The 12,210-nt window shown below is 71.1% G+C and carries 12 protein-coding genes; 6 read left to right on the plus strand and 6 right to left on the minus strand.

All coding sequences use genetic code 11. The annotated features are described in order from the left end of the window. Positions 1–2 precede the first annotated feature (2 nt). The 3 genes from ABZ386_RS05280 (at position 3) to ABZ386_RS05290 (ending at position 2,963) form a co-directional block, all read left to right on the plus strand. A complete protein-coding gene (locus tag ABZ386_RS05280; RefSeq protein WP_351345030.1) occupies positions 3–1,001 on the plus strand; it encodes a sugar ABC transporter permease in 999 nt (332 codons plus the stop codon). After that, positions 998–1,837 (plus strand): carbohydrate ABC transporter permease, encoded by an 840-nt coding sequence (locus ABZ386_RS05285; protein WP_358963709.1) that lies wholly within the window; start codon positions 998–1,000, stop codon positions 1,835–1,837. The genes ABZ386_RS05280 and ABZ386_RS05285 overlap by 4 nt, the downstream gene beginning before the upstream one ends. Positions 1,838–1,898: 61 nt before the next feature. Beyond that, positions 1,899–2,963 carry an endo-1,4-beta-xylanase gene (locus ABZ386_RS05290; protein ID WP_356500520.1) on the plus strand — a complete coding sequence of 355 codons (1,065 nt, stop codon included), beginning with the start codon at positions 1,899–1,901 and terminating at the stop codon, positions 2,961–2,963. A 112-nt stretch (positions 2,964–3,075) separates the two neighbouring features. Here the strand turns inward: ABZ386_RS05290 and ABZ386_RS05295 are convergent, their stop codons facing one another. The 3 genes from ABZ386_RS05295 to ABZ386_RS05305 all read right to left on the minus strand — a co-directional run bounded on the left by ABZ386_RS05295 (position 3,076) and on the right by ABZ386_RS05305 (position 5,560). Then, positions 3,076–4,110 (minus strand): LacI family DNA-binding transcriptional regulator, encoded by a 1,035-nt coding sequence (locus ABZ386_RS05295; protein WP_351345021.1) that lies wholly within the window; start codon positions 4,108–4,110, stop codon positions 3,076–3,078. Between the two features lie 253 nt (positions 4,111–4,363). Beyond that, positions 4,364–4,570 (minus strand): DUF5999 family protein, encoded by a 207-nt coding sequence (locus ABZ386_RS05300; protein ID WP_114250812.1) that lies wholly within the window; start codon positions 4,568–4,570, stop codon positions 4,364–4,366. Between the two features lie 405 nt (positions 4,571–4,975). Then, positions 4,976–5,560: a hypothetical protein gene (locus tag ABZ386_RS05305; RefSeq protein WP_037768402.1), complete on the minus strand. Its 585-nt coding sequence runs from the start codon at positions 5,558–5,560 to the stop codon at positions 4,976–4,978. A gap of 563 nt (positions 5,561–6,123) precedes the next feature. Between ABZ386_RS05305 and ABZ386_RS05310 the strand changes: the two genes are divergently transcribed. After that, positions 6,124–7,641, plus strand: coding sequence for a glutamate-cysteine ligase family protein (locus tag ABZ386_RS05310; RefSeq protein WP_358963712.1), 1,518 nt, complete (start codon positions 6,124–6,126; stop codon positions 7,639–7,641). Between the two features lie 401 nt (positions 7,642–8,042). Beyond that, positions 8,043–8,843: a type II CAAX endopeptidase family protein gene (locus ABZ386_RS05315; RefSeq protein ID WP_351345013.1), complete on the plus strand. Its 801-nt coding sequence runs from the start codon at positions 8,043–8,045 to the stop codon at positions 8,841–8,843. A 49-nt stretch (positions 8,844–8,892) separates the two neighbouring features. Here ABZ386_RS05315 and ABZ386_RS05320 read toward each other — a convergent pair whose 3' ends face one another. The 3 genes from ABZ386_RS05320 to ABZ386_RS05330 all read right to left on the minus strand — a co-directional run bounded on the left by ABZ386_RS05320 (position 8,893) and on the right by ABZ386_RS05330 (position 11,610). Next, positions 8,893–9,711 carry a PhzF family phenazine biosynthesis protein gene (locus ABZ386_RS05320; protein WP_351345010.1) on the minus strand — a complete coding sequence of 273 codons (819 nt, stop codon included), beginning with the start codon at positions 9,709–9,711 and terminating at the stop codon, positions 8,893–8,895. A 73-nt stretch (positions 9,712–9,784) separates the two neighbouring features. Continuing rightward, on the minus strand, positions 9,785–10,435 hold the full coding sequence (locus ABZ386_RS05325) for an HAD family hydrolase (protein ID WP_358964443.1): 651 nt from the start codon (positions 10,433–10,435) through the stop codon (positions 9,785–9,787). Next, the gene (locus tag ABZ386_RS05330; RefSeq protein WP_358963714.1) at positions 10,321–11,610 is read right to left on the minus strand and encodes an MFS transporter; all 1,290 of its coding nucleotides are present in this window, start codon (positions 11,608–11,610) and stop codon (positions 10,321–10,323) included. The genes ABZ386_RS05325 and ABZ386_RS05330 overlap by 115 nt, the downstream gene beginning before the upstream one ends. Before the next feature lie 86 nt (positions 11,611–11,696). On the opposite strand from ABZ386_RS05330, the gene ABZ386_RS05335 reads away from it, so the two are divergent. Continuing rightward, positions 11,697–12,155 carry a helix-turn-helix domain-containing protein gene (locus ABZ386_RS05335; protein ID WP_355713798.1) on the plus strand — a complete coding sequence of 153 codons (459 nt, stop codon included), beginning with the start codon at positions 11,697–11,699 and terminating at the stop codon, positions 12,153–12,155. Positions 12,156–12,210 lie beyond the last annotated feature (55 nt).

Below are 12,210 nucleotides of genomic sequence, written 5' to 3' on the forward strand. Positions count from 1 at the left end.
CGATGACCTCCACGTACCTGCCGGACAAACAGGCCGGCCGCGACGCCGGCCCCCCGGCCCCGGCCGCCCGCCGGGACAGGGGCCGCGCCCGGCGGCGCCGACTGAACTGGCTGACCGCGACGGGCTTCCAGCTGCCGGCCCTGGTGCTGTTCATGGGGCTCGTACTGCTGCCGATGCTGTTCGCGCTGTACGCCGCCTTCTTCCGCTGGGGTGGCTTCGGCATGCCCTCCGACTACGTCGGCGGCGAGAACTTCACCCGGCTCTTCCAGGACGACGTCTTCCTCGGCGACCTGTGGCGCTGCCTGGTCCTGGTGGTGCTGTCGCTGGTCGTCCAGCTGCCGTTCGCGCTCGCCATGGCCGTCCTGCTCAACCAGCGGCTGCGCGGCCGGGCGGTGTACCGGATGCTGTTCTTCGCGCCGTACGTCCTGTCCGAGGCGATCACCGGGATCCTGTTCGGCATGATCTTCGCCCCGGACGACGGCTTCGCCGACCAGGTCCTCGGCAAGGTCGGACTCGACGGGCTGGGCGGGGAGTGGTTCGCCGATCCGTCCACCGTCATGGCGACCCTGTTCCTGGTCATGACCTGGAAGTACTTCGGCTTCCACATGATGCTGTACCTGGCCGGGCTCCAGGCCGTCCCCCGGGAGCTGACCGAGGCGGCGCTCATCGACGGGGCCGGCCCCTGGCAGCGCTTCCGCAACGTGACGCTGCCGCTGCTGGCGCCCACCCTGCGCATCAGCGTGTTCCTGTCGGTCATCGGGGCGATCCAGCTCTTCGACCTGGTGTGGGTCACCACCGCCGGCGGCCCCGACCACCACTCCGAGACGATGGCCGTGACCATGTTCCAGTACGGCTTCAAGCGCTACCAGGTCGGCTACGCCAGCGCGATCAGCGTGGTCATGTTCGCCATCAGCCTCGTCTTCGCCCTCGCCTACCAGCGGTTCGTGCTCCGGCGCGACCTGGAAGGGGCCACCACGACCATGCGGGGTGACGGAAAGTGACAGCCAGTCAGAAGACGCGCAGGGGCAGCACCCTTCCGCTGCACCTCGTCCTGGTCCTCGTCGGCGCGGTCATGGCCGTGCCCCTGCTCTACGCCGCGCTGTCCGGCTTCAAGTCCACCGACGAGCTGTCCCGCAACCCGGTCGGCCTGCCCGAGTCGTGGGTGACCTCCAACTACACCGGGATCCTCGGCTCGGGCGACTTCTGGCGGCTGATCGGCAACAGCACGCTCATCGCGGTCGGCACGACCGTCCTGGTCGTCGCCGTCTCCGCGCTGTCGGCCTTCTCCTTCGCGCGGTTCGCCTTCCGCGGCAGGGAAGCGCTGTTCACGCTGTTCACGATGGGGCTGATGTTCCCGTTCGCCGTGGCGGCCCTGCCGCTGTTCCTGCTGCTGCGGTCCCTGGGCCTGCTGGACAACCCGCTCGGCGTGATCCTCCCGCAGGCGGCCTTCGGGCTGCCGATGACCATCATCATCCTGCGGGGCTTCTTCCGGCAGATCCCCGGCGAGCTGGAGGAGGCGGCCACCCTCGACGGGTGCAGTCCCTTCGGCTTCTTCTGGCGGGTGCTGCTGCCCATGGCGCGGCCCGCGCTCGGCACGGTCTCGGTGCTGGCCGTCGTCACCAGCTGGAACAACTTCTTCCTGCCGCTGCTGGTGTTCACCGACGCGCAGTGGTGGACGCTGCCGATCGGCGTCCAGCAGTTCCAGGGGCAGTACTCGGCGGAGTACGCCAAGGTCTTCGCCTATCTGGTGCTGGCCATGGTCCCCGCCCTCGCCTTCTACTCGGTCGCCGAGCGCCAGCTCGTCGGCGGCCTCACCGCGGGCGCCACGAAGGGCTGACCCGCCCGCGGACGTACGGCTCACCCACCCGTTGACCGTGAGGAGTCGCACCATGCGCACCATGCGCACCACCGCTACCCGGCTCAGACTCGCCGGGGCGCTCGCCGCCGCGCTGATGCTCGGAGGCATCGCCACCGGCCCGTCGGCACAGGCGGAAGAACGGCACGGCAAGGAACGGACCCTCGCCGACCTCGCCCAGCGGCACGGCCGCTACTTCGGCAGCGCGACCGACAACCCCGAACTCGTCGACGAGCCGTACAAGGCCCTGCTCGGCCGCGAGTTCGACCAGATCACCCCCGGCAACGGCATGAAGTGGTACGCGACCGAGCCCCAGCAGGGCGTGTTCGACTTCTCCCAGGGCGACGAGATCGTGGACCTCGCCCGTGCCAACCGGCAGAAGGTGCGCGGCCACACGCTCGTCTGGCACAGCCAGCTGCCCGGCTGGCTCACGGAGCGGGAGTGGACGGCCCCCGAGCTGCGGGCCGTGCTGAAGAAGCACATCCAGACGGAGGTACGGCACTACCGGGGCAAGGTCTTCGCCTGGGACGTCGTCAACGAGGCGTTCAACGAGGACGGTACGTACCGCGAGACGATCTTCTACAAGACGCTCGGGCCCGGGTACATCGCCGACGCGCTGCGCTGGGCCCACCAGGCCGATCCGCGCGTCAAGCTGTACCTCAACGACTACAACATCGAGGCGATCGGCCCGAAGAGCGACGCGTACTACCAGCTGGCCAAGGAGCTGAAGGCCGACCGCGTCCCGCTGCACGGCATCGGTCTCCAGGCCCATCTGGCGCTCCAGTACGGCTATCCCACCACGCTGGAGGACAACCTCCGCCGCTTCTCCCGGCTCGGCCTCGACACCGCGCTCACCGAGGTCGACATCCGGATGCAGCTGCCCGCGACCGAGGAGAAGCTGGCCCAGCAGGCCGAGTGGTACGGCGACCTGACCGAGGCGTGCCTGGCGGTCCGGCGGTGCGTCGGCATCACCCTGTGGGACTACACCGACAAGTACTCCTGGATCCCCGGGTTCTTCCCGGGTGAGGGCGCGGCCCTGCCGTGGGACGAGGAACTGCGGCGGAAGCCGGCGTACTTCGCGCTGCGTGAGGCGCTCGGGGGGAGGTAGCGGGGCTGGTGGCGCCCTGCCGTCGGGGGGCGGCGGGGCGCCGTCGCAGGGCTGCCGACCGTGCGGGTGCAGGGCGGTGCCGGTCTTGGCTTGGCTGTGGTGTGCGGGCCGTTCAGGTGCGTGGCGCCGGGGGTGCCGTGCTGGCCCGGATCACCAGGTCGGTGCCCAACTCCACCCGTGGCGAGTCCGGCTGCTCGTCGCGGGTGAGGCGCAGGACCGTGCGGACGGCCAGTTTGCCCATGTCGGCCAGGGGCTGGCGGACCGTCGTCAGCGGCGGAGCCGACCAGCGGACTTCCGGGAGGTCGTCGAAACCCACCACGCTCATGTCCTGCGGCACCCGCAGACCGCGCCGGCGCAGTGCCTCGATCGCGCCGAGGGCCATCTGGTCGCTGGCCGCGAACACGGCGGTCGGCGGCTCGGGCAGGTCGAGCAGGGTGTTGCAGGCGGCGAAGCCGGACTCGGGGCGGAAGTCGCCGGGGACGACGAGGGAGGCGTCCATCACGATGCCGGCGCCCTCCAGCGCGGCGCGGTAGCCGTCCAGCCTCGCCCGGGAGCAGAGGAGACGCGGCGGGCCCGCGATCAGGCCGATCCGGCGGTGGCCCAGCGACAGCAGGTGCGCGGTGGCCGCCATGCCGCCGGACCAGTTGGCGGCGCCGATCGTGGGCGCGTCCAGGGCGGGGGAGCCCGCCGGGTCTACGACCACCAGCGGCACACCGAGGATCCTCAGCTCCTCGTGCAGCATCGGCTCCAACGCCGACGTGACCAGGATGACGCCGTCCGAGGCACGGGCCCGGAGATTGCGCATCCACTCGCGGGCGTCGCCCGACCGCCCGTGGATCGCCGACACCACCGTGCCGACGCCGGCCGCGTGCGCGACCTCCTCCACCCCGCGGATGATCTCCACGGCCCAGGGGCTGTCCAGGTTGTTGAAGACCAGGTCGAGCAGGGCGGCGCGGGTGCCGGGGGACGCGGGGCGCCTGCGGTAGCCGTGCCGGCGCAGCAGGTCCTCGACGCGGGCCCGGGTCTGCGGCGACACGTCCGACCGGCCGTTGACGACGCGGGACACGGTCGGGACGGACACGCCGGCCTGCCGGGCGATCTCCGTGATCGTGACCCTGCCCTCCGCGTCGGCCTCACGTGCTGCCACTTGACCCACCTCCGTCGACGGGTGACCGCGAAACTTCCAGGAGTCTTCCGGAAAACGGGCATCCGTGGGAAGGCGTACGAGCCGGGAACGCGGCGTCGCGGGGAATGACAGGGAATGACGGGAGTGACGGCGAATGACGAGGGATAACGGGGAGTGACGGCCCCCGGAGACGCGTCGGGGCCGGTGCGCAGGAGGTCCTGCGGCCGGCCCCTCATGTCCGTCTGCGGGCGGAGCGGCACCCCGCACGCGGCCCTCAGGCTGCCGTCATCACCTGGCTGCCGGCCAGCGGGCGGTGCGGGGCGATGATCCGGCCGTCGGGCAGGAGCTCACCGGTGTCCTCGAAGAGCACCACGCCGTTGCACAGCAGGCTCCACCCCTGCTCCGGGTGGTGCGCCACGAGGCGGGCGGATTCCCGGTCGGCGGAGTCGGCGGAAGGGCACGGTGTCTGGTGCTGGCACATGGGTGGGATCTTTCGGTTTGTCGTGACGGATGAGGTGACTGAGTCTGCTGTCGTGTTCGTTCCGCGGCTGGAAGTCTCGTTCATGGCCGCCCCCCGTGAAAAGTCGTCGGAACCCAGTGTTGCCCCACGGGCGTCAATCCGCAGGGATTTCGCAGCACCGCTACTCACTGGTTCAGGACGCGTCACCCGCCCGGACGGTTCATCCCAACTGGACTGTCACTTCGGGTGGTTCTCGGTGGCCGGATGGGGCTAGTCAGATCGGGGAGGCCGCCTTTCCGGGCTCGTACGAGCTATTAGGTGCTCTCATGAGCGAGCGAGAAGAAAAGCGACCCCGCCGCCGGGGAATTTCCGGCGGCGGGGTGCAGGGAAACGACAGCGTGCGAGGTGAACTTCGCGGCGCTCGGGTCAGGCGGGTGAGCCGAGCAGGCGCGTGGGAGTCGCCCGGTGGGTCAGCACCGGGAGGAGTTCGGCGACGCGGTGCGGGCGGTGGGCCGCGATGCCGGGAGGCGCGGGGGCCAGCGGCACGAGCAGGTCGGTGGCGGCGGGGTGGCCGACGGCACCGTCCGCGGTGCAGTCCTCGTGCAGCCAGAGCGTCAGCATGTACAGGCCGGGTACCGACAGCAGGCGGGGCTGGTAGGGCTGCGCCATCGTCTCGGCCTGGCGCAGGGCGCGCTCGGTCGAGGTGATGTACGGGCCCTCGAAGAAGTGGGAGAAGGCCCAGCCGTCGGCCGTCAGCATGGTCTCCGCCGCGGCCAGGGCGCGGTCGCCGCAGCGGATCAGGAAGCGCCACCCGGCCAGCCGCGTGACCGGCACGCCCTCGGCCGTGACCGCGTCGAGGACGTGGACGGGCAGGGGCAGCTCGGGCGTGGCGGGCCCCTGGGCGCCGAGCAGGGCGGGAGTTCGGGCTTCGCGGACCGCGGTGGGAGAGGAGAGGGCAGTCAGGACGGAACGGAGTGCGGGCGCGGGAGCCGGGGGGACATGCAGCGGCATGGTGGGTCGCCTCTCATTCAAAGGCACGGTGGCGCGAGGGCGGGGGCGGACGGCGCTGTCTGCTCACGGGAGGTCAGAGAGGCAGGGGCCGGGGTCTTGAACGAGAGGGGGGTGGGGTCCGCCGTGCATCGCCTCGACGGCATGACCCATCGACCGTGGGCGCCAACCTTCTGCCTTGTTCGCGGAGTTTATACGACACGGGTTCAGACTGTGTTTCGTCTAGCCGTTTCCGGTGAGTAGAACAAGGGTACATTCGGTCGGCGGTACGCGAGAATTATCCCGATTCCATGTGGGGGTGTACGGCGATGACCTCGGCGAATGTCCGCGACCCGGTCGGCCCATTCTCGTCGGCGTTTTTCACGAGTCCGCACACGAGTACGCACCACCCGAAACCGGTGCCCCGCTTCATGCCGAGTGAATGTGCCACCGGTCACACGTGACCAGCGTAGCGGCCGGCGGCCCCGACCGGGACGTTATCGATCGCTTTCGCTGGGCATCCTCCACCTGACCGGGACCCCGGCAGCCGGGTCTTCGGCCCGCACCATCCGAGGAGGGACGCATCGATGGGGGAGAAGGTCGTGGCAGGCCGGTTCGACCTGTCCGATCGCCAGCGCTACCGCGACAAGCTCCGCCGGTGCCTGACGGGCTTGGAGCGACTCCTGGCGGAGAAGCGGTTCGATCGCCCGAAGAACCTCATGGGGCTGGAGATCGAATTGAATCTCGCGGGCCCCGACGGCCTGCCGAAAATGTTGAATGGGCAAGTCCTGGAACGCATCGCGAGCCGCGACTTCCAAACAGAACTCGCCATGTTCAACCTGGAAGTCAACATTCCCCCACATCGCCTCGGCGGCCGCGTATTCGATCGGCTCGCGGAGGAACTCCGCACGTCACTGGCATATGCCGACCGAAAAGCCGGTGAAGTCGACGCGGGAATCGTGATGATCGGTATTCTGCCGACGCTCGACCGGGACGACCTGGTGTCGTCGAACCTCTCCGACGTCGACCGGTACACCCTCCTCAACGACCAGATCGTTGCGGCCCGCGGCGAGGAGTTCACGCTCGACATCGCCGGCGTGGAGCACCTCTCCTGCACGTCGAAGTCCATCGCCCCGGAGGCCGCCTGCACCTCCGTGCAGCTGCACCTCCAGGTCACCCCGGCCCGGTTCGCCGACGTGTGGAACGCGGCCCAGGCGGTCGCCGCCGCGCAGATCGCCGTCGGCGCCAACTCGCCCTTCCTGTTCGGCCGCGAGCTGTGGCGCGAGTCGCGGCCCCCGCTCTTCCAGCAGTCCACCGACACCCGCCCGCCCGAACTCCAGGCCCAGGGCGTCCGGCCGCGCACCTGGTTCGGGGAGCGCTGGGTGACCTCGGCGTACGACCTCTTCGAGGAGAACCTGCGCTACTACCCGGCGCTGCTGCCGATCTGCGACGACGAGGACCCGCTCGAGGTGCTCGACCGGGGCGGCACCCCGACGCTCGCCGAGCTCGTCCTGCACAACGGCACGATCTACCGCTGGAACCGCCCCGTCTACGGCATCGCCGACGGCGTCCCGCACCTGCGCGTGGAGAACCGCGTCCTGCCCGCCGGGCCCACCGTCACCGACGTCATCGCCAACGCGGCGTTCTACTACGGCGTCGTCCGCGCCCTCGCCGAGGAGGCCAAGCCGGTCTGGACCCGGCTGCCGTTCGAGGCGGCGGCCGCCAACTTCGACGCCGCGTGCAAGGACGGCATCGACGCCCGCTTCACCTGGCCCCGGCGCGGCCGGTACGGCGGCACCGTCGAGGTCGACGCGGTGAGCCTGATCCGCGACGAGCTGCTGCCACTCGCCGAGGCCGGACTGGACGCCTGGGGCGTCGAACCCGCCGACCGCGACCTGTACCTGGGCGTGATCGAGGAACGCTGCCGGCGCCGGGTGAACGGGGCGAGCTGGCAGGCCGCGACCTTCCACAAGGCCCTGGACACGGGCCTCACCAGGGAGGACGCGCTGGCCGCCACGACCCGGCGCTACCGCGAGCTGATGCACAAGGGGGACCCGGTGCACAGCTGGCCGGTGGGACTGCCGGAGCCGGCTTCGCTGGGCTGAGGCGCGGTGGGAGTGCGGGGCCGGTGTCGCCGAGCTGAGGCGTGGTGGGGCTGCCGGATCGTGTCGCTGTGCACTGACGTGCGGTCGGAGTGCCGGGCCGGTGTCGTGGGCTGAGGCGCGGTGGGAGTGCCGGGCCGGTGTCGCTGGGCTGACGTGGCCGTGGGGCTGCCGGCTGGTGTCGCTGGGCTGAGGCGCGGTGGGAGTGCCGGGCCGGTGTCGCTGGGCTGACGTGGCCGTGGGGCTGCCGACTGGTGTCGCTGGGCTGAGGCGCGGTGGGAGTGCCGGGCCGGTGTCGCTGGACGTGGGACTGCCGGGCCGGTTTCGCTGTGCCTGACGCGCCTGTGGGGTGGCCCGCTGCTGCCGCCATACTGATCCGACACGTCGGTGAAGTGGAGGCAGGTGTGCAGGCGGAGGCGAGCCCGGTGGGCGATTCCATTCCCCAGCAGGGGCTCTCACGGCGGATGCTCCGCGACGAGACGCTGCTCGTCCTCGCGCTGTCGCTGGGGGCGAGCGGGGTGTCCGCGCTGATCAGCTTCATCGGGTCGGTCACCAAGCCGGGCGGGCTCAAGGACCAGGCAGCCACGATGAACGCCTCCGCCGCGCCCGGCCGCCCCTGGCTCGACCTCGCCTGGCAGCTCTTCGGGATCACCACGGCGCTCGTGCCCGTCCTGCTCGTCGCGCACTTCCTGCTGCGCGAGGGCGCGAGCCTGCGCACCCTCGGGTTCGACCGCACCCGCCCCTGGCCCGACCTCGGCCGGGGAGCGGCGATCGCGGCGGTCATCGGCAGCACGGGCATCGCCTTCTACCTGGCGGCCCGCGGCCTCGGCTTCAACCTCACCGTGGTGCCCGAGGCGCTGCCGGCCGTGTGGTGGAAGTACCCGGTGCTGATCCTCTCGGCGATCCAGAACGCCGTACTGGAGGAAGTGATCGTCGTCGGCTACCTGCTGCGCCGCCTGGGCCGGCTGGGCTGGACGCCGACGGCCGCGCTGGTGGGCAGCTCCGTGCTGCGTGGCTCGTACCACCTCTACCAGGGCATCGGCGGCTTCATCGGCAACATGGTCATGGGCGTCGTCTTCGTCTACCTCTACCGCCGCTGGGGCCGGGTCGGCCCGCTCGTCGTGGCCCACTCGCTGCTCGACATCGGGGCGTTCGTGGGCTACGCGCTGCTGGCGGGCAAGGTGGGGTGGCTGCCGACGGCGTGACGACACGCGGGAGGGGCGTACGGCGGTGTCGTACGCCCCTCCGCCCGTCTCAGGCGAGCAGCTCGCCCTCGATGACGGTGACCGCCCTGCCGGTCAGCAGGGTGCGGTCACCGCGCAGCTCCGTGCGGACGCGGCTGGAGCGGGGCGAGGCCTGGAGGCCGGTGAGGCCGGGGCGGCCCAGGCGCTCGGACCAGAACGGGGCGAGAGCGGTGTGGGCGCTGCCGGTCACCGGGTCCTCGTCGATGCCGAGGTTCGGGAAGAAGCAGCGCGAGACGAAGTCGTAGCCCCGGGCCGGGTCCTCCGCGCGAGCGGTGGCGATGACGCCGCGCTCGGAGTGGGCGGCGAGGGCCTTCAGGTCGGGGCCGAGGGAGCGCACCGTCTTCTCGTCGGCGACCTCGACCAGCAGGTCGCCGACGTTCGGGCCGGTGTCGAGGACCGTCAGCGGCTCGGCGCCCAGGGCCTCGGCGAGACCGGCGGGCGGGTCGATGCGGGTGAGCGGGGCCGTCGGGAAGTCCAGCGTGACGGAGCCGTCCGCGGCGGGCGTCGCGACCAGGACGCCGCTGCGGGTGGCGAACCGCACCGGGCCCTCATGGACGCCGGTGGTGTGCAGGACGTGGGCGGTGGCCAGGGTGGCGTGGCCGCACATCGCGACCTCGGCGGCCGGGGTGAACCAGCGCAGGGCCCAGTCGGCCTCGCCGCCCTCGGGGAGCGGGTGGGCGAAGGCCGTCTCGGCGTGGTTGACCTCCAGGGCGACGTTCTGCAGCCAGGTGTCGTCCGGGAAGGCGTCCGCGCCGTTCAGGAGCAGGACACCGGCCGGGTTGCCGGAGAAGGGGCGATCGGTGAAGGCGTCGACGATTCGGATCCGCATGCCCCGACGCTAGGGGCTCCGCCAAGCCGCGGACCAAGGCCAATTCACGAGTGCTGGCCCGGTTCCGCCCGGATCAGCCTTGTCTCGACGTCCCGAGGGCGAGGCCGATCGCGGAGGCGACGTCGTCGGCGACATGGGTGGGGCGGTAGGAGTCCTCGGTCCAGGCATGTCCGTCCGCCACCCACACGCTCCGGAGCCCGAGCGCGCCGGCGCCCGCGATGTCGGCGTGGGGGGAATCGCCGATGACCCACGCGCCCGGAAGGGGGAGACCGGCGGCGTCGGCCGCCGCCCGGAAGATCTCCGGAGCCGGCTTCTTGTGGCCGACGGCTTCGGAGACGACCCAGCCGTGGACGAGTCGGTCGAGCCCGGTGGCGCGGATCTTCGTCTCCTGCTGGGTGACGCGGCCGTTGGTGACGATGACGCACGTCCAGCCGTCCGCCCGGGCCGCGCCCAGTGCTTCGCGGGTGGAGGGCGCCAGGACGACGTGCTCGGCGGCGCCGCGGTCGAGAAAGGCACGGATGGCCGCGGCGGGCACCCTGTCGCCGTACCGGCCGGTCAGGGCCTCGGCGACTTCGTGCCGCGGGGTGTAGCCGCTCGCGTCGATGGCCATCACCGGTGCCAGGTCGGAGGCGGGCAGGCCGTACTCGGCGAGGAAGGCGGCGACGGCGGTGCGGAAGGCCGCGTCGCGGTCGACGAGGGTGTTGTCGAGGTCGAGCAGCAGCAACGGCATGACCGGCAGTACACCACACGGGGTGGTCGTCTGTCGGTCGCCCAGACGGCCAGTGCGCAGGCCGCGAATCCGGCCCCGAGGAGACTGGAGCCCGCCCAGCCGTAGGCGGTGAAGGTGGCGGTGGTCGCGGCTGCGCCGAGGGCGGAGCCGAGTGAGTAGAAGACCATGTAGCCGCCGATGACGCTGCTGACGCGATCCGGATGCGCGGCGGTGAGCAGATGCTGGTTGCTCACATGGACGGCCTGGACCGCGAAGTCGAGAACCACGATTCCGGCGATGAGGAGCCACAGTGACCACGGCAACCGCGCGATCGCCGCCCACGAGAGGATGAGCAGGGTGAGGGCGAGACCGGTGACCGGGGCCGCCCGTCCCGCGTCCGCCCACCGTCCCGCGCGGGCCGCGCCGAGCGCGCCGGCGAGTCCGGCGATGCCGAACAGTCCGATCTGGCTCTCGCTCAGCTGCCACGGCGTGCCCGCCAGGGGCAGGGAGAGTCCACTCCACAGGGTTCCGAACGATGCGAACAAGAAGAACGCGATGAGTCCGCGCGTCAGGAAGACGCGCTGCCCGAACAGTCCGCCGAGTGAGACGACGAGCTGCCCGTACCGCGCGGTCGGGTCGGGGCGCTCCTCCGACGGCAGTGTGACGAGGACGAGGGCTGCGAGCCCGAGTGACAGCACCGCGAGTACGGCATAGACGCTCCGCCAGCCCCACACCTCGGCGAGGGTGCCGGTGACGACCCGCGCGCCCAGGATGCCGACCACGACGCCCGAGGTGACGACACCGATGTTCCGTCCGCGTTCGGCAGGCGGCGAGACCGAGGCGGCGTAGGCCACCGTCGTCTGGACCACGACCGCGAACGCTCCCGCCGCCGCGAGCCCCGCGAAAGCCCCCCATGCGGCTGATGCCGAGCCTGTAAGGGCCATGCCCGCCGCTGTGATCGTCAGGTGTACGGCGATGAGTCGGCGCCTGTCGACCACATCACCGAGCGGCACCAGCAGCAGTAGCCCTGCCAGATAGCCGAACTGGCCGGTCGCGACGATCCACCCCGTGCGTTCCGCCGGTACACCGAGATCGCGTCCCATCGGCTCGAGCACCGGCTGCGCGGCATAGATGCTCGCCACAGCGACACCACACACCACCGCGAGCAGTAATCGCCGCCATGCGTTCATCGCACTCCATCCAATCAGTAGCAGATTGCAACCAATTTTGACCGTACGGCATGATGGTTTCAAATCGCAACTCATTGGGAGGCGTCATGTCGCGCACGGCCATGCGCACACCGGACCTCGACTGGACCGACCCCGACTGTCCCGTCGCCCGCACGCTCGACCTCGTCGGCGACAGGTGGAGCCTTCTCGTCGTCCGCGACGCGATGGACGGGGCGCGATCGTTCACCGAGTTCCAGCGACGGACGGGCATCGCCCGCAATATCCTCACCGACCGCCTCCGCAAGCTCACCGCCCACGGGCTCCTCGCGCAGCGCACCGCGCCATCGGGCCGCCGCCGGGAATACGTGCTCACCGACGCCGGCCGCGCCCTCTTCCCCGTCATCCTCACCCTGCGGCAGTGGGGAGAACGGCACGCCTTCGCCCCCGGCGAAGCCCACTCCGTCCTTGTCGACCAGCACGGCATCCCTGTGCCGGAAGTCGCGCCGACCGGCTCCGACGGCACCCTCCTCGACGCCGACACGACCCAGGTGCGGAAGGTCCGGTAGGGAGCGGGCCCTCGGTCGGACGGGTCGGGTCTTGCCATGCGAACTCTTCCGATAT

The sequence above is a fragment of the Streptomyces sp. NPDC006140 genome (genome assembly GCF_040628815.1).
GTDB lineage: Bacteria > Actinomycetota > Actinomycetes > Streptomycetales > Streptomycetaceae > Streptomyces.

Coding starts and splice junctions, on each gene's coding strand:
- ABZ386_RS05280 (WP_351345030.1), top strand. CDS start 3: ATGACCTCCACGTACCTGCCGGACAAACAGGCCGGCCGCGACGCCGGC.
- ABZ386_RS05290 (WP_356500520.1), top strand. CDS start 1,899: ATGCGCACCACCGCTACCCGGCTCAGACTCGCCGGGGCGCTCGCCGCC.
- ABZ386_RS05300 (WP_114250812.1), bottom strand. CDS start 4,570: ATGTGCCAGCACCAGACACCGTGCCCTTCCGCCGACTCCGCCGACCGG.
- ABZ386_RS05305 (WP_037768402.1), bottom strand. CDS start 5,560: ATGCCGCTGCATGTCCCCCCGGCTCCCGCGCCCGCACTCCGTTCCGTC.
- ABZ386_RS05310 (WP_358963712.1), top strand. CDS start 6,124: ATGGGGGAGAAGGTCGTGGCAGGCCGGTTCGACCTGTCCGATCGCCAG.
- ABZ386_RS05320 (WP_351345010.1), bottom strand. CDS start 9,711: ATGCGGATCCGAATCGTCGACGCCTTCACCGATCGCCCCTTCTCCGGC.
- ABZ386_RS05330 (WP_358963714.1), bottom strand. CDS start 11,610: ATGAACGCATGGCGGCGATTACTGCTCGCGGTGGTGTGTGGTGTCGCT.
- ABZ386_RS05335 (WP_355713798.1), top strand. CDS start 11,697: ATGTCGCGCACGGCCATGCGCACACCGGACCTCGACTGGACCGACCCC.